Source organism: uncultured Lacinutrix sp. (genome assembly GCF_947500325.1).
Taxonomy (GTDB): domain Bacteria; phylum Bacteroidota; class Bacteroidia; order Flavobacteriales; family Flavobacteriaceae; genus Lacinutrix.
Window position 1 is genome coordinate 21,407 of sequence record NZ_CANMRQ010000015.1, and the last position, 14,877, is coordinate 36,283.

At 30.4% G+C, this 14,877-nt stretch carries 20 protein-coding genes and 1 riboswitch; of the genes, 8 read left to right on the top strand and 12 right to left on the bottom strand.

Annotated features, from left to right (window positions below; genetic code table 11):
• Positions 1-16 precede the first annotated feature (16 nt).
• Positions 17-109, top strand: a riboswitch (TPP riboswitch).
• 106 nt (positions 110-215) lie between these two features.
• The gene (locus Q0997_RS15215) at positions 216-2,393 is read left to right on the top strand and encodes a TonB-dependent receptor (protein ID WP_299890316.1); all 2,178 of its coding nucleotides are present in this window, start codon (positions 216-218) and stop codon (positions 2,391-2,393) included.
• Between the two features lie 85 nt (positions 2,394-2,478).
• On the opposite strand, the gene Q0997_RS15220 is transcribed toward Q0997_RS15215, so the two are convergent.
• On the bottom strand, positions 2,479-2,934 hold the full coding sequence (locus Q0997_RS15220; protein WP_299890318.1) for a hypothetical protein: 456 nt from the start codon (positions 2,932-2,934) through the stop codon (positions 2,479-2,481).
• A 151-nt stretch (positions 2,935-3,085) separates the two neighbouring features.
• Between Q0997_RS15220 and greA the strand changes: the two genes are divergently transcribed.
• Both greA and Q0997_RS15230 read left to right on the top strand, forming a co-directional pair.
• Positions 3,086-3,559, top strand: coding sequence for a transcription elongation factor GreA (gene greA, locus Q0997_RS15225; protein WP_299890319.1), 474 nt, complete (start codon positions 3,086-3,088; stop codon positions 3,557-3,559).
• A gap of 123 nt (positions 3,560-3,682) precedes the next feature.
• Positions 3,683-4,072, top strand: a complete 390-nt coding sequence (locus tag Q0997_RS15230) for an HIT family protein (protein ID WP_299890321.1) — start codon at positions 3,683-3,685, stop codon at positions 4,070-4,072.
• Here Q0997_RS15230 and Q0997_RS15235 read toward each other — a convergent pair.
• Both Q0997_RS15235 and Q0997_RS15240 read right to left on the bottom strand, forming a co-directional pair.
• A complete protein-coding gene (locus Q0997_RS15235; RefSeq protein ID WP_299890323.1) occupies positions 4,067-4,411 on the bottom strand; it encodes a hypothetical protein in 345 nt (114 codons plus the stop codon). The genes Q0997_RS15230 and Q0997_RS15235 overlap by 6 nt on opposite strands.
• Positions 4,412-4,414: 3 nt before the next feature.
• A complete protein-coding gene (locus tag Q0997_RS15240) occupies positions 4,415-5,596 on the bottom strand; it encodes a HAMP domain-containing sensor histidine kinase (RefSeq protein WP_299890325.1) in 1,182 nt (393 codons plus the stop codon).
• 134 nt (positions 5,597-5,730) lie between these two features.
• Here Q0997_RS15240 and Q0997_RS15245 point away from each other — a divergent pair, with 134 nt between their 5' ends.
• From Q0997_RS15245 to aat, 4 genes are all read left to right on the top strand, one after another.
• Positions 5,731-6,585, top strand: coding sequence for a flavin reductase family protein (locus Q0997_RS15245; protein ID WP_299890326.1), 855 nt, complete (start codon positions 5,731-5,733; stop codon positions 6,583-6,585).
• Between the two features lie 45 nt (positions 6,586-6,630).
• Positions 6,631-7,005, top strand: coding sequence for a DUF3127 domain-containing protein (locus Q0997_RS15250; protein WP_299890328.1), 375 nt, complete (start codon positions 6,631-6,633; stop codon positions 7,003-7,005).
• An 87-nt stretch (positions 7,006-7,092) separates the two neighbouring features.
• On the top strand, positions 7,093-8,457 hold the full coding sequence (locus tag Q0997_RS15255) for a TIGR00366 family protein (protein ID WP_299890330.1): 1,365 nt from the start codon (positions 7,093-7,095) through the stop codon (positions 8,455-8,457).
• A complete protein-coding gene (aat, locus tag Q0997_RS15260) occupies positions 8,457-9,086 on the top strand; it encodes a leucyl/phenylalanyl-tRNA--protein transferase (RefSeq protein ID WP_299890331.1) in 630 nt (209 codons plus the stop codon). The genes Q0997_RS15255 and aat overlap by 1 nt, the downstream gene beginning before the upstream one ends.
• A 26-nt stretch (positions 9,087-9,112) precedes the next feature.
• Here aat and Q0997_RS15265 read toward each other — a convergent pair whose 3' ends face one another.
• Together Q0997_RS15265 and Q0997_RS15270 are read right to left on the bottom strand one after the other, a co-directional pair.
• The gene (locus Q0997_RS15265; RefSeq protein ID WP_299890333.1) at positions 9,113-9,676 is read right to left on the bottom strand and encodes a DNA-3-methyladenine glycosylase I; all 564 of its coding nucleotides are present in this window, start codon (positions 9,674-9,676) and stop codon (positions 9,113-9,115) included.
• Positions 9,663-9,911, bottom strand: coding sequence for a hypothetical protein (locus tag Q0997_RS15270; RefSeq protein WP_299890335.1), 249 nt, complete (start codon positions 9,909-9,911; stop codon positions 9,663-9,665). Before Q0997_RS15270 ends, Q0997_RS15265 begins: the two co-directional genes overlap by 14 nt.
• Before the next feature lie 77 nt (positions 9,912-9,988).
• Here Q0997_RS15270 and Q0997_RS15275 point away from each other — a divergent pair, with 77 nt between their 5' ends.
• On the top strand, positions 9,989-10,603 hold the full coding sequence (locus Q0997_RS15275; RefSeq protein WP_299890337.1) for a thioredoxin family protein: 615 nt from the start codon (positions 9,989-9,991) through the stop codon (positions 10,601-10,603).
• A gap of 4 nt (positions 10,604-10,607) precedes the next feature.
• On the opposite strand, the gene Q0997_RS15280 is transcribed toward Q0997_RS15275, so the two are convergent.
• The 7 genes from Q0997_RS15280 to Q0997_RS15310 form a co-directional block, all read right to left on the bottom strand.
• Complete coding sequence (locus Q0997_RS15280) at positions 10,608-11,342, bottom strand: TonB family protein (protein ID WP_299890339.1); 735 nt, start codon at positions 11,340-11,342, stop codon at positions 10,608-10,610.
• Positions 11,343-11,433: 91 nt separating this feature from the next.
• Positions 11,434-12,123 (bottom strand): tRNA pseudouridine(55) synthase TruB, encoded by a 690-nt coding sequence (gene truB / locus Q0997_RS15285; protein WP_299890340.1) that lies wholly within the window; start codon positions 12,121-12,123, stop codon positions 11,434-11,436.
• Positions 12,124-12,125: 2 nt separating this feature from the next.
• Positions 12,126-12,920 (bottom strand): undecaprenyl-diphosphate phosphatase, encoded by a 795-nt coding sequence (locus tag Q0997_RS15290; RefSeq protein ID WP_299890342.1) that lies wholly within the window; start codon positions 12,918-12,920, stop codon positions 12,126-12,128.
• 77 nt (positions 12,921-12,997) lie between these two features.
• A complete protein-coding gene (locus Q0997_RS15295; protein WP_299890344.1) occupies positions 12,998-13,273 on the bottom strand; it encodes a DUF3098 domain-containing protein in 276 nt (91 codons plus the stop codon).
• Between the two features lie 7 nt (positions 13,274-13,280).
• Positions 13,281-13,415: a hypothetical protein gene (locus Q0997_RS15300; RefSeq protein ID WP_299890346.1), complete on the bottom strand. Its 135-nt coding sequence runs from the start codon at positions 13,413-13,415 to the stop codon at positions 13,281-13,283.
• Positions 13,416-13,636: 221 nt separating this feature from the next.
• Complete coding sequence (locus Q0997_RS15305; RefSeq protein WP_299890348.1) at positions 13,637-13,780, bottom strand: hypothetical protein; 144 nt, start codon at positions 13,778-13,780, stop codon at positions 13,637-13,639.
• Positions 13,781-13,919: 139 nt separating this feature from the next.
• Positions 13,920-14,798, bottom strand: coding sequence for a permease-like cell division protein FtsX (locus Q0997_RS15310; RefSeq protein ID WP_299890350.1), 879 nt, complete (start codon positions 14,796-14,798; stop codon positions 13,920-13,922).
• Positions 14,799-14,877 lie beyond the last annotated feature (79 nt).

The following is a 14,877-nucleotide window of genomic DNA, read 5'->3' on the forward strand; positions in this document are numbered from 1 at the left end:
AACTACATTTGCAGCGTTCTCAAAAAAGGGGTGCCAAAATAACGGCTGAGATCATACCCAATGAACCTAGAACAGGTAATGCTGTTTAGGGATTTTGAACACAAATTTTGTGTTGCAATGTCATACTGAGCTTGTCGAAGTATCTCATTAATTTAAACTAATTATTTTTAACAGAATAATGGCCTCTTTTTATTCGTAACTTAAATGTATTTCGAATGAAAAAATCATTCTTATTTTTAGTATTTGCTGTATTTACAGCATTAACCTTTGCTCAAGAACTTAAACAAGATTCAACAAAAGTTGAAACGCTTGACGAAGTTTTAATTAAATCGCTTCGCGTAGATGCAGATTCTCCAATTACACATTCTAATGTTAGTAAAGAAGAATTAGAAAAAAGAAATTTAGGACAAGATATTCCTATCTTATTAAATTATTTGCCTTCAGTAGTCACTACAAGTGATGCAGGAGCTGGAGTAGGTTATACAGGTATTCGTGTGCGTGGTATAAATGCTCAATCTACTAACATTACAATTAATGGAATACCTTATAATGATGCAGAAAGTTTAGGAACATTTTGGGTGAACTTAGGCGATTTTACTTCATCTGTTGAGAGTTTGCAATTGCAACGTGGTGTTGGTACATCAACTAATGGTTCTGGTGCCTTTGGAGCAAGTTTAAATGTACTTACTGATGCAGTATCGAAAAAAGCTAATGGTGAAATTGCTAATAGTTTTGGTAGTTATAATACTAGAAAACATACTGTAAAGTATAGTACAGGTTTATTGAATGATCATTTTGAAATTGCAGGTCGTTTATCTCAAATAAACTCCGATGGTTATATTGATAGAGCTACTTCAGATTTAAAATCATATTTTTTGCAAGGAAGTTATGTAGATAATAATACTTTAATTAAAGCACTTACTTTTGGTGGGCATGAGGTTACTTATCAAGCATGGAATGGTATTGATGCTACTACATTAGAAAATGATAGAACTTTTAATCCTTCTGGACAATATACAGATGCAAATGGTAATACACGTTTTTATGATAATGAAGTAGATAATTATAGACAAGATCATTATCAATTACATTGGAATGAAAAGTATAACAATAATTGGTCTACAAATTTAGGGTTAAATTATACATATGGTCGTGGCTATTTTGAGCAGTACAAAGAGGATGAAGATTTTGCAACTTATGGATTTGATAATATTACCATTGGAGGTGAAACAGTAAATACAACAGATGTTATTCGAAGACGTTGGTTAGACAACAATTTTTATGTGTTAAATGCTAATGTAAATTATAAAGACGATGCATTAAACTTAACGGCAGGTATATCATATAGCTCATATCACGGAAATCATTTTGGAGAAGTTATTTGGGCACAATATGCAAGTAATAGTGAAATTAGAGATCGTTATTACGAAGGTGATGGTGATAAATATGACTTTAGTTCATTTGCTAAAGCAACCTATCAATTAAACGATAAGTTAAGTTTATATGGTGATTTGCAAGTGAGAAGTGTAAATTATGATACTAGTGGTTTAACTTCAGATCAAGTTCCTTTTGCAATAGATAAGACCTATAGTTTTTTCAATCCAAAAGCAGGTTTATCATTTAATTTAAATGATAAAAACAATTTCTATTTCTCTTATGCGAGAGCAAATAGAGAGGCAAGTAGAAGTGATTTTGAAAGTAATCCAGATATTAAACCAGAACAGTTAAATGATTTTGAATTAGGATGGAGACATACTTCTCAAACATTTACGTTTAATGCAAACGCTTACTATATGTTGTATAATGAGCAGTTAGTGTTAACAGGAGCTATTGATGATGTTGGGGCGCCAGTTCGAGATAATTCGGGAAAAAGTTCGCGTTTAGGAATAGAATTAGAAGGAGCAGTAAAATTAGGTAAGGTAACTATACAGCCAAACATTACATTAAGTTCAAATAAAAACAAAGAAACGATTGTCTCTAGAGATGGAAATTTAGTAAATCTTGGTAAAACTAATATTTCATTTTCTCCAGATGTTGTTGCTAGCAACGCAGTGATATTTAAGCCAATTGAAAACTTACAATTATCATTGTTAAGTAAATATGTAGGAGAGCAATTTATGGGTAATACAGATTCTGAAAAGTCTAAGTTAGAAAGCTATTTTGTTAATGATTTTAATATTACTTATGAAATTAAAATGAATAAAATCTTTAAATCAATTTTATTATCAGGGTTAGTAAATAACATTCTTGATGAAGAATATGTGTCTAATGGATACTATTTTACTTTTGATGATACATGGTCTAATCCAGGAACAACTACTACAATTGAAGGTGCTGGATATTACCCACAAGCAACAAGAAACTTTTTAGTTGGTGCAACCTTGAAATTCTAAGAGTTATACCAGTTCTTAAATTCATTTGGGAAATGGTAGTAAAGTGTTAATTAAAAAAAGGTAGCTTATTATTAAGCTGCCTTTTTTAATTATTAAAGACACGTATTACTGTACCACTAACTTCTACTTGATAAGGTACTAACGTAAATTGACCAGTTGTTCCTGTTTGTGGTAGACCACTAACAATTTCATAAGCATTATCATCATCACAGTTACAGGTAGCAATAATACCATTAACAGTAAGAGTTGAGCAACTATTTAATTGGTGATTAGGATCACTTAATTCCCATGCTAAATATGTAGAACCAGTATAAAAAACAACAATACCATTATGGCCTATATTAGCACCAGTAACAATAACATGTTGAGAAGGTATTAGTAAGTTGTTATATTGAGGTAGATTAGTGTCTATTTGATTTTGGGTATCAAAAACAGCATTAGGTATATTAGGGTTCCTATTTTGGTTGTTGATATCATCATCTTTTTTACATGAGTTTGTAAATGTGATAATTAACAATAGTAATAAAGCTATTTTTTTCATTCGTTTTTTTCTTTTTCGGTTCGCAATTTACAACATTTGATAATTACGAATTAAATATTTTGTATATTTGTAGTACAATCTCGTGTATACGAGATTTTTTTATTCCGAAATTATTTTCGGAATCTTTTTTATAAAAGTAAACGAAAAAACAATGAGTAAAGTATCATATTATACTGCTGAAGGCTTAAAAAAATTAAGAGAGGAGCTTAAGCAATTAAAAGATGTTGAGCGTGTCAAGGCTTCAAAAGCAATTGCAGATGCTCGTGATAAAGGCGATTTAAGTGAGAATGCAGAATACGATGCCGCAAAAGAAGCGCAAGGAATGTTGGAGATGCGTATTTCTAAAATAGAAGATCAATTAGCTGGAGCTCGAGTAATAGATGAGTCGCAAATGGATACATCTAAAATTCTAGTATTGTCTATAGTTAAAATAAAAAATCAAACTAATGGTATGGAAATGACCTATACTTTGGTTGCAGATGGAGAAGCAGATTTAGCATCTGGTAAAATATCTGTAAACTCTCCAATAGGTAAAGGGTTGTTAGGTAAAGCTGTTGGTGATGTAGCAGAAATAAAAGTGCCAAGTGGTATCATGAAATTCGATATCATAGAGATAAGTAGATGATTTTTTGATTTCTGCAATAGTGGAAAACACATAATACAAGCTAATTCCTGTTTTATCTGAATTAATTATCAGTAGAGCAGGAATCTTTTTTTATCTTTATTTTTATTCTGAAACATTAAAATTATGGCATCAATATTCACCAAAATAGTAAACGGAGACATTCCATGTTACAAAGTAGCAGAAACTGAAGCGTTTTTAGCTTTTTTAGATGTGAATCCTAATGCTAAAGGACACACATTGTGTATACCAAAACAGGAAGTTAATAAACTATTTGATTTAGACGAAAAGACATACGTCGAATTAATGCAGTTTTCTCGTAAAGTAGCTATAGCTCTTGAAAAAACTGTAGAGTGTAAACGTATTGGTGTTTCTGTTATTGGTTTGGAGGTGCCTCATGTCCATGTACATTTAATTCCTTTGAGCACTATGGAAGATGCTCGTTTTATTAAAAAAGAGTCTCTAAAACAGGAGGAGTTTGAGGATTTGGCTAAAGCAATTCAAAATAACTTATAATAGTATCAGTAATGCTATTGCAGTAATTAATAAAGCTAAAGTAATCCCAATTATAACCCAAAACAAAGGCTTAAATTTTTTCGATACCTTTTTAGGAGTAAAGGCTTTCATTTGATACTCATAGATACGCTCAATATCTTCTGTCCAGCGTTCAGGATAGATTATAGTATTGCATGTGCTACAATGCATTTCAGTAGAAATATTTTGAGTTATAGATTTTGAAAATTTAGTATCAATAAATTCTTGTTTATAGGTTAGTCCTAAGCCATCTTTACTAAAACATTCAGGGCAATTATTATTTAGTGCAACTTCTTTTACTGTTATCCATTGTTTTGCCATAACTTAAATTGTTTTAAAAGTGATTTGCATAGTTGATCCTTTTCCAATTTCAGACTCAGCAACTTTAATTTTGCCATTATGAAAGTCTTCTACAATACGTTTTGCTAGAGATAAGCCTAATCCCCAACCTCTTTTTTTGCTAGTATATCCAGGTTCAAAAATAGTATTAAATTCATTTTTAGAAATGCCTTTTCCAGTATCTATTATTTGAACTTTTACTATGTTTTCTATTTGAGTCATTTTTAGTTTTAAATCACCTTTCCCTTTCATAGCATCAATAGCATTTTTAACTAAGTTCTCTATTGTCCAACTATATAACTGAGAATTAAGGTTGACATAAATTGGTGCATCTGGCATTTCAATACTAAAGTTAACTAATTTAGATGAGCGTAATTTTAAATAATTATAACTCGTTTCTGTTTCTAAAACAATATCTGTTTTTTCTAATGTAGGCAATGAACCAATTTTACTAAAGCGCTCGGTAATAGTTTGTAAACGATCAATATCTTTTTCTATTTCTTGAATGTACTCTGGGTTTACGTTTTCTGTTTTTAAAATCTCAGTCCAACCTATTAAAGAAGATAAAGGTGTGCCTATTTGATGCGCTGTTTCTTTTGCCATTCCAGACCATAGTTTATTTTGTGTTGCTATTTTAGAACTTCGATAAAAGAAATAAACAACAGCCCCAAATAAAAAGATAATGAGTAGTAAAGCTAAAGGGTAGTATTTAAGTTTATTTAATAGTGGAGAATTACCATAATATAGAGTTTGATCTTCATTTTTTATTAGTAAAGGAGTATTCTCTTTACTAAAGCGTTTAATTAAAATAGCTGCATTTTTATCGACATAAGCAGAATCTTTAGTGGTTTCTAATATATTACTGGAACTTAATATTTTAGAATCTTTATTGTCAACTACAATCATTGGGGTTGTAGTATTACTTCCTAAAATCTTTAAGATTAATTCTAAATCATAGTTTACATTATCATTTTCCGAAATGGATGTATTGTCAATTATTTTTAAATATTCACTTTGTGTCGATGACCAAATTTCCATTTTTGCACGCTCTTCATCCTTAAATTTTTGAAAGAAAACATAAGTGTTCCATAAAATAAGAGAGATAATGGCAAAGGACGCAATGATAATGATCCAGCGTATTAGTTGTCTGTGTTTTGTAAAAAACATCTATTAATTTTTGTGTTAAGATACTTAAAAAGTATATAATGCAAAGTTGTTAATAATATTGTATAATATGGACATTAATCTACTTTTAGTTGAATGTTAGAATGGTTACATTTGTGGCAAACAGAAAGAAAAAAATGACCTCTTTTGAACCTAAAGATTTACCAACAGCAAAACTACACAGTTATTTGCTTAGTGCTGTGGCACCTAGGCCAATAGCTTTTGCTAGTACAGTGGATGCTAATGGTAATCCAAATCTGTCTCCATTTAGTTTTTTTAATGTCTTTAGTGCAAACCCGCCAATAATGATTTTTTCACCAGCGAGGCGTGTTAGAGATAATACGATAAAGCATACTTTAATGAATGCAGAAAGTACTAAAGAAGTCGTTATTAATGTTGTTAATTACGATATAGTACAGCAAATGTCATTGAGTAGTACGGAGTATGCAGAAAATGTAAATGAGTTTGTAAAAGCAGGTTTAACAATGCTTAAAAGTGATATAGTAAAGCCTTTTCGCGTTGCAGAATCACCAGTACAGTTTGAGTGCAAAGTCAATGAAATTGTAAAGCTGGGTAATGAAGGTGGTGCAGGTAATTTAATTATATGTGAAGTTGTAAAATTGCATATTAATGATGCTGTTTTAAATGAAAGTGGAAGCATTGATCAAGAAAAGTTAGATTTAGTGTCTAGAGCTGGTGGCAGCTATTACAGTAGAGCTAAAGCTGGTTTTTTTGAAATACCTAAACCTTTGTCAACACTGGGTCTTGGAGTAGATGCATTACCAAAAGAAGTTAGAAATAGTAATATTCTTACAGGTAACGATTTAGGACTTTTAGGAAATGTTGAAAAACTGCCAAATGAAAATGCTATTAAAGCATTTGCTAAAAAACATGACATAATAGCGCTTACTGAGGATGAAAAGCACAAAAAGGCACAAGATTTGCTTAGTTACAATGATGTTGAAAGCGCATGGAAAGTATTGTTATCGTAACAATACAATTATAAATTAGACGAATATTAATAATTATTATAGACAATGGAAGTACAAGGTAAAGTAAAATTAATTGGAGAAACTCAAACGTTTGGGAGCAATGGGTTTAGAAAAAGAGAATTAGTTGTAACGACTGAAGAGCAGTATCCACAGCATATATTAGTGGAGTTTGTTCAAGATAAATGTGATTTATTAAACAATTACCAAGTAGGTCAAGATGTAAAAGTGAACATCAACTTACGTGGTAGAGAATGGGTTAATCCACAAGGAGAAACTAAATATTTTAACTCTATTCAAGGATGGAGAATTGAAGGTGCTCAGACTGGAGCTCCAGCTGGAATGCCAGAAGTACCGCCTGCTGCAGCATTTGAGCCAGCAACAGACTTAAAAGAAGAAGAGCACGACGATTTACCTTTCTAAGTAAATTTTAACTTGCAAAAATTACAAACGACATTATATTCATAATGTCGTTTTTTTGTTTAATAGAATTGCGTTAATTTACTTGACATGAATATTACTAAAACCATAGAGACCGTTTTTAAAAGGTATTTGCCTTCTCCTTTTACTATTGCTATTTTACTCACTTTAGTGACTATAGTATTAGCTTTTTTCTTTACAGAAACACCTGAAAATGAAAATCATTTACTTAGTATTTTAAGTTATTGGGAAAAAGGTATTTGGAATAACAATTTATTGGTTTTCGCGTATCAAATGATGTTAATACTTGTTTTAGGACATGTATTAGTACTTAGTAGACCAGTTAATAAACTTATAACTAGTTTATCTAAAAATGTAACATCAACTACAAGTGCAGTAGTCTTAGTTAGTGTAACTACAATGTTGGCAGCTTTTATTAATTGGGGACTTGGACTTATTTTTGGAGCCATTTTAGCAAGAAAAGTTGGTGAATATGCTCAAGAAAAGGATATAGCCTTAAATTATCCTTTAGTTGGAGCAGCAGGCTATGTGGGATTAATGGTTTGGCATGGAGGAATTAGTGGTTCTGCACCAATAAAAGTAGCAGAAAATGGACACTTATCAAGTTTAATGCAAGGTGTTTCTACTTCCGTTTTACCAGAGAGTATTAATTTTAATGCAACTGTTTTTAGTTGGTGGAATTTATTGCTATTTGGAATTTTACTAATAGTCATACCGTTTGTATTATCAAGAATAGCTAAAGTAACTAGTCCAACAACAATTAATTTAGAACAATACCAATTTAATAGCTCAAAAGATCAATCTATAGAAGGTGCAGAAAAGCTGGATTTTTCTAATTGGTTTGGTGCTTGTTTTGGTATAATTTTGCTTGTTACTTTTTGCTATCAGTATTGGGATAATATTCTTAATTTACAGATAACACCAAACATGCTTAATTTTTTAATGTTAGGTTTGGCGATTGTTTTGCACAAGAACTTTAATAATTTTTTAAAAGCTGTAGAAGAAGCAATTAAAGGAACTTCAGGGATTTTAATTCAATTTCCTCTTTATTTTGGTATTATGGGGATTATGAAAAGTACCGGTATGGTAGTTTCTATCTCAGATTTTTTTGCGTCTATTGCTACAGCGACTACATTACCAATTTATACTTTTTTTAGCGCTGGATTAGTGAATATTTTTGTGCCAAGTGGTGGTGGACAATGGGCTATACAAGGACCAATTATTATAGAGTCGGCATTAAAATTAGGTGTGCCATTACCAAAAGCTATTATGGCATTGGCATATGGAGATCAAATTACTAATATGTTGCAGCCATTCTGGGCATTACCTTTACTAGGGATTACTAAATTAAAAGCAAAAGAAATTTTGCCTTATACATTAATTTTAATGTGTGTTGGTATAGCTGTTTATGTTTTAGGGTTATTTATTTTTTAATGTATTATTTAGATCATCATATTATTTTTCCTGATACGTCTAAAGCAGATGATGAAGGTTTACTTGCTGTAGGTGGAGATTTGTCTGTAGAACGATTATTATTGGCTTATAGAAGCGGTATTTTTCCATGGTTTAATGAAGACGAAGTCATTTTATGGTGGTCGCCAGATCCTAGATTTGTTTTGTTTCCAAAAGATTTAAAAGTGTCAAAAAGTATGAAGCAATTTTTAAGGAATTGTGATTATGAGGTTACTATAAATAAAGATTTTAAATCTGTAATTGAAGAATGTGCTAAAATGAAAAGAGAAGGACAATCAGGGACTTGGATTACAGATAGTATGATTGATGCCTATTGTAAACTTAACGAATTAGGTTATGCTAAATCTGTTGAAGTATGGGAACATGGGGATTTAATAGCTGGATTATATGGCGTTGATTTAAATAATGGTGTTTTTTGTGGAGAAAGTATGTTTACTAAAAAAAGTAATGCTAGTAAAGCAGCCTTTATCACTTTTATTCAAAACACAGATTATAAATTAATAGATTGTCAAGTTTACACTAATCATTTAGAAAGTCTAGGTGCTAAAGATATTTCCAGGGAAGCGTTTTTAAAATATTTAATACAGTAAATTCATTTGGGAAATGGTATAAGTAGTTAAACTTCATTATACCTAAAGCATTCAACTTCATGGTCATTAACCATACCAGTAGCTTGCATAAGTGCATAAACAACTGTACTGCCAACAAATTTAAAACCACGTTTTTTTAAATCTTTACTAAGTGTATTGCTTAAAGGCGTGTTTGCAGGTGCTTCTTTGTGGTTTTTTAATTTGTTTTTTATTGGTTTGCCATCTACAAAAGCCCAAATATATTTGCTAAAACTCCCAAATTCTTCTTGGATTTTTAAAAAAGATTGAGCATTAGTAATCGTTGCGTTTACCTTCAGCTTATTTCTAATAATACCTGCATTTTGTAATAATTCGTTTTTTTTATCCTCATCATATTTTGCGATTTTTTTATAATCAAAAAAATCAAAAGCTTCACGAAAATTTTCTCGTTTACGTAAAATAGTAATCCAGCTTAATCCAGCTTGAAAAGTTTCAAGAATTAAGAATTCGAATAAAGAATGATCATCATAAATTGGTGTTCCCCATTCTTTATCATGATATGCTTCGTATAAATCATCTCCAACGCACCAACCACATTTATGTTTTTTCATTTAACTGCCTTTTTAGTGTTTCAATTTCTCTATTTTTTCCTTTAATAATTAATTTATTCTCAACTAGTGATGCAATGATGAAGATAACTAAAAAAGCAATTTTAAAGTATTTAATAATGTTACTGTCTTCAGTTGGTAAACCTTCAAAATAATACTGTCTTTCAAGAAAAAATAGAATTATAAAGCTAATTTTTGCAATCCATCGTATTCTATTAAAAAGTCTAACAAGCTTCATATTGTAAGGATTACCATAATTTACTACTAATTTAAGGACTGTAAATTTAAATAAAAAACTTACAGTACATTTATACTATGGATACACTACAAAAAACAGACCTACAAAATATTATAAATAATAGCATTGAAAAATCTTCTAGCTATCAAGAATACAGAGCTTTAGTTAAGGAGTTAACAGATAAAAATTTGTCCACCGGAGATACCCAATCTGAAGCATTATCTAATTATACCATGCTTAATGATAGGCGTATGAAACGTTGGGATAAAACAGTAAAAATTTCAGAAGCTGTACAAGAGGAAGTTAAGAACCTTAAACTAAATCAAACATGGTTGGTTTTAACAGAAAGTTGGTGTGGTGATGCAGCACATTTAATGCCTGTAATGAACAAAATAGCAGCGTTAAATGATGGTATTGATTTTAAGGTAGTCTTAAGAGATGATAATGATGATTTGATGAATCAGTTTTTAACAAATGGAGGAAAATCTATCCCAAAGTTAATAATGATTGATAATGAAAATGGAGAAGTAAAAAATACTTTTGGACCTAGACCTAGTGAGGCTACAAAATTGGTAAACGACTATAAAGCTAAACACGGTAAACTAACACCAGAATTTAAAGAAGATTTACAAGGTTGGTATAATAAAGATAAAGGACAAAACGCGATAAGCGATTTGATGAATTTGTTATAAAATTCTATTTTTTTCCTTGAAATGAAAAAGTAATAGTTCCTATTTGTGATTTTTTCGAAGAGTTGTTAAAGCGAGATTCTTTTGCATACTCTAATGCATGTTGTTGTAAACATGTGTTAGACGAAGTTGAAGAAGAATTTATTGAAGTACTTGTAACTTTCCCGTTATTATTTACTGTAATGTTTACTACAATTTTACCACGTGCTTCACACAAATAAATAGGAATCGGTAAAAAAGTATCTGTTCTTCCTTTTAAAGAATATATAATAGTACTGTTTTTATTTAAGGCGTCATTAGAGCTACTTTTTTGTGAAGCATTTGTGCGCTTATTTAAAATGCTATTAACACTTTCAAACGAAGTTAATTCATCATTTTGAATGGTATTACTATCACTAATATCATTTTCTGAAGCTTTATTAATCTCAAAAGTTTCTGTTTGACGTTTGGTTAATCTTGGATCTTCATAATCTTTTGGAGGTGCAATAGTTTTGTATGCTTGAGCAAAATGCTTGTATTGTTTTGTGTCATTGTAAGCCTTATTTGTTTTGCTAGAAGCATCTTCTTGTTCTAATTGTTCCTTTTCTTCCTCTATTTGTTTTAAAACTTCAACAGGAGTAATATCAATAAGAGTTTCAGTAACTGCGTTATTATATTTCGCAACCTCAAAATTAACAAGAGAAAGCGCTATACTAGCAACAATTAAAAATGTAATGGCTAACGCCTTATGTGAATTATTCAAGTTCCAATAAGTATAGGTTAATAATAGGTTTGGGTTAATTAGTATACAAATATACGTATAAAATATAAAAAAGGATTATATGGTCTAATTATTAAGCTTTTAGGGTGTCTATATACGCTTCTATAGAAAGTGCATCATCTACATTAAAATCTCCAATTTTTGTTCGACGTAATACAGATAGATGCCCGCCAGACTTTAAAGCTTTACCAAAATCATTCGCTAGAGAACGAATATAAGTGCCTTTACTACATACAACTCTAAAGTCAACAGTATTACTATCAATATTAGTGATTTCAAATGCTTCTATAGTAACCTTTCGCGATTTAATATCTACAGCTTCTCCAGCTCTTGCAAATTCGTATAAACGTTTACCCTCTTTTTTAATTGCTGAAAAAACAGGCGGAAATTGATCTATTTCACCAATAAATTGTTTAGTAGTCTCGTGAATTAAATCATTAGTAATGTGTTCTGTAGAAAAGGTTTCATTGATTTCAGTTTCTAAATCAAAAGAAGGTGTTGTAGCTCCTAATACAATAGTACCTGTATATTCTTTTATTTGCCCTTGAAAAATGTTTATTTGTTTAGTCATTTTACCAGTGCAAATAACTAATAATCCAGTTGCTAAAGGGTCTAAAGTACCAGCATGACCTACTTTTATTTTTTTAATATTGAAAGCCTGACGTATTTCCCAACGTAATTTATTAACGGCTTGAAAAGACGTCCAGTTTAAAGGTTTATCTATTAATAGAACTTGTCCGGCTTGAAATTCTTCTGCAGTCATTTTTAATTTAAAATTGAAAAAACAATGGCAATAATACCTACAATAGCACAGTAAATTGCAAAGTATGATAATTTACTTTTTTTAACTAAGGCAATCATCCAGGTACAAGCAAATAACCCAGCAATAAATGCTGCAATAAATCCAGCTGTTAAAGCTGTTAAATTTTGACTTTCAAAAGATAAATCGCCTCCTAAAATATCTTTTGCCATTTTTCCTATAATTAATGGTACAACCATTAAAAAAGAAAAACGAGCAGCTTTGGTTTTATCATTACCTAAAAGTACAGAAGTAGAAATTGTTGCACCACTTCTTGAAATGCCAGGAAGCATAGCTATAGCTTGAGAAATCCCAATTATAAAAGCGTCTTTAAAACTTACTTTTTTATTAGTGTTTTTGGCTTTATCTGCTAAAAATAAAAGAAGAGCTGTTACTAGAAGCATACAGCCAACTAGCATAATGTTTCCTCCAAAAAGTTGCTCTAACTGTTCTTCAAAAAATACGCCTACAATAACAGCTGGAAGCATAGAAATAATAATTTTAACAGCAAACTGTCTATCTTCATTAAACGCAGGTTTAAATAAACCTTTTAGTATATCTAGAATATCTTTTCTAAATATTACAATGGTACTTAAAGCAGTTGCGAAATGTAATACTACTGTAAATAAAAGGCTTTCTTGGGGAATAGAATTGTCACCTAAAATAGCCTTACCAAGTTCTAAATGTCCGCTTGAAGATACGGGAAGAAATTCTGTTAACCCTTGAATAATACCTAAAATAATTGAATCTATTATGTCCATTGAATTGTTTGTAGCTATATGGTTGTAGTTTTTAGAAAAGTGTTTCTAAAAGCCTTATATTTTATTAGAGAGGAAACTTACTTAGAGTCGTTCGAGTCTTTAGAACGAGTAAGTATGGCATAAATTTGAATCCCAAAACCAATAAGTACTAATGTTGGTGCTAAACGAATACGTCTAAAACTGAAGATGTCTTCGTTAAAAACATTAGGGTCATCACTGCCACCACCAGACATTAAAATAAAGCCAATAACAATACAAGCTAAACCTATAAACATAAATTTATAGTTTCGTTTTCCAAAAATAAAATCACTATTATTTTGATTATTTACCTCTTTTCGTTTTTGTTCTCCCACGATCTATTTACTTAAATTCTGAAAAAATAATGTCATAACCAATAGCTATTTGAGCAATATGTTCAGATGTATCATAATTACCCAATACTTTTGGTAAGTGCAAAGTAACGGTTTTATTTAAAACTTTTGCTAGTGGTAGCATCTAAATTTAGCTTAGGTTGTAGACCTCGATTCATATAATAATAAACATGACTATCGTCAAATACAATGTCTTTTGCAGTGTCTTCAGAGGTTTTAATGATTTTTCGGTTTGAATTACGCAAATGTCTAGCTTTGGGTTATCAATTTTAAGGCCTTTATTAGTTAATCTATGAAAAGCAAGAAAAAAGATAGTAATATAATAGCTGTTTTCTTTAATGCGTATTAATCATAAATACTTTTTAATTCATGTTTAGTTATATCTGTCTTTACCACCTTTGAAGAAGTATCTTCAAAATGTTTTTGAGATAATAATGTTGATATTACTATAATAACAATGCCTACAAATACAAATGTTACTCGTTTCATAGTTTTAAGTTTGAAAGATGAATAAATGTATTGGTATAGTCAGTATAAAATTGGTTTGTTTGGTTATATAAAGATAACCGTAAACTTTACTAAATATTGTTAAGGTGAACGTTAAAAGCTGTTAAAGTTGAAGTGATTTTTAATAATACAGTTTGTCTGTATTTAAATTTAAAAAACGTTGTGTAGCAATAAACGTTGAAATCCAAGTAATAAAAATGCCTAATGCGAATATTAAAGCAAATAAAGCTATTATTAGAACGGGTTTATTTAATAAGGCTAATTCAGGAAATGTTTTGTCTATAAAATATAGAACAATAGCCATGCCTATTAATGCTAAAATGGCACCAATAATACCCAGTTTAATATTACGCCATACAAAAGGCTTTCTAATAAAATACTTTGTAGCCCCAACCATTTGCATGGTTTTTATAGTGAAACGTTTTGAATATACAGCTAAACGAATAGAACTGTTAATTAATAAAACAGCTATTAATGTAAAAAGAGCACTTATAAGTAAGACCCAAAAACTAATCTTTTTTACATTATCATTCATTAAATTCACCAAATCATTATCATAACTAACTTCATCCACAAAGTTTTTAGATAGCGCTTGGTCTGCTATACTTTCAAGTTTTTCTGAAGTAACAAAGTCTGCCTTTAAATTCACATCAATTGAATTTTTTAAAGGATTATTACCTAAAAAATCCATAAAATCTTCACCGCTTTCGGCTTTCATAAACTCTGCAGCTTGATCTTTAGAAACAAAAACGGTAGATTTTACATAATCTGCCATAGCCAAACTTTTCTCTAATTGCTTTGTCTCAACATCTTTGGCTGTGTCTTTTAAAAAAATAGTTACGGTTACTTTTTCTTTAAAATGATCGGCTACTTTTTTAGCATTTAATACTAAAAGCCCTAATAAACCTAATAGGAACAATACCAAAGCTATACTTAATACAACAGAAAAGTATGACGAGATTAAACGACGTTTTTGGTATTTATCAAAAGATGAGCTCATAAAATGCACTTGGTTTACTGCGTAAAAATAATAAAGTTATTCAATACCTAAACTTTACAACGCTTAAACTTTCAACACT

What these genes read in the sequence shown, in the direction of transcription:
- Q0997_RS15215 (WP_299890316.1), top strand. Translation starts at nt 216, where the DNA reads ATGAAAAAATCATTCTTATTTTTAGTATTTGCTGTATTTACAGCATTA.
- Q0997_RS15220 (WP_299890318.1), bottom strand. Translation starts at nt 2,934, where the DNA reads ATGAAAAAAATAGCTTTATTACTATTGTTAATTATCACATTTACAAAC.
- greA (WP_299890319.1), top strand. Translation starts at nt 3,086, where the DNA reads ATGAGTAAAGTATCATATTATACTGCTGAAGGCTTAAAAAAATTAAGA.
- Q0997_RS15230 (WP_299890321.1), top strand. Translation starts at nt 3,683, where the DNA reads ATGGCATCAATATTCACCAAAATAGTAAACGGAGACATTCCATGTTAC.
- Q0997_RS15235 (WP_299890323.1), bottom strand. Translation starts at nt 4,411, where the DNA reads ATGGCAAAACAATGGATAACAGTAAAAGAAGTTGCACTAAATAATAAT.
- Q0997_RS15240 (WP_299890325.1), bottom strand. Translation starts at nt 5,596, where the DNA reads ATGTTTTTTACAAAACACAGACAACTAATACGCTGGATCATTATCATT.
- Q0997_RS15245 (WP_299890326.1), top strand. Translation starts at nt 5,731, where the DNA reads ATGACCTCTTTTGAACCTAAAGATTTACCAACAGCAAAACTACACAGT.
- Q0997_RS15250 (WP_299890328.1), top strand. Translation starts at nt 6,631, where the DNA reads ATGGAAGTACAAGGTAAAGTAAAATTAATTGGAGAAACTCAAACGTTT.
- Q0997_RS15255 (WP_299890330.1), top strand. Translation starts at nt 7,093, where the DNA reads ATGAATATTACTAAAACCATAGAGACCGTTTTTAAAAGGTATTTGCCT.
- aat (WP_299890331.1), top strand. Translation starts at nt 8,457, where the DNA reads ATGTATTATTTAGATCATCATATTATTTTTCCTGATACGTCTAAAGCA.
- Q0997_RS15265 (WP_299890333.1), bottom strand. Translation starts at nt 9,676, where the DNA reads ATGAAAAAACATAAATGTGGTTGGTGCGTTGGAGATGATTTATACGAA.
- Q0997_RS15270 (WP_299890335.1), bottom strand. Translation starts at nt 9,911, where the DNA reads ATGAAGCTTGTTAGACTTTTTAATAGAATACGATGGATTGCAAAAATT.
- Q0997_RS15275 (WP_299890337.1), top strand. Translation starts at nt 9,989, where the DNA reads ATGGATACACTACAAAAAACAGACCTACAAAATATTATAAATAATAGC.
- truB (WP_299890340.1), bottom strand. Translation starts at nt 12,123, where the DNA reads ATGACTGCAGAAGAATTTCAAGCCGGACAAGTTCTATTAATAGATAAA.
- Q0997_RS15290 (WP_299890342.1), bottom strand. Translation starts at nt 12,920, where the DNA reads ATGGACATAATAGATTCAATTATTTTAGGTATTATTCAAGGGTTAACA.
- Q0997_RS15300 (WP_299890346.1), bottom strand. Translation starts at nt 13,415, where the DNA reads ATGCTACCACTAGCAAAAGTTTTAAATAAAACCGTTACTTTGCACTTA.
- Q0997_RS15305 (WP_299890348.1), bottom strand. Translation starts at nt 13,780, where the DNA reads ATGAAACGAGTAACATTTGTATTTGTAGGCATTGTTATTATAGTAATA.
- Q0997_RS15310 (WP_299890350.1), bottom strand. Translation starts at nt 14,798, where the DNA reads ATGAGCTCATCTTTTGATAAATACCAAAAACGTCGTTTAATCTCGTCA.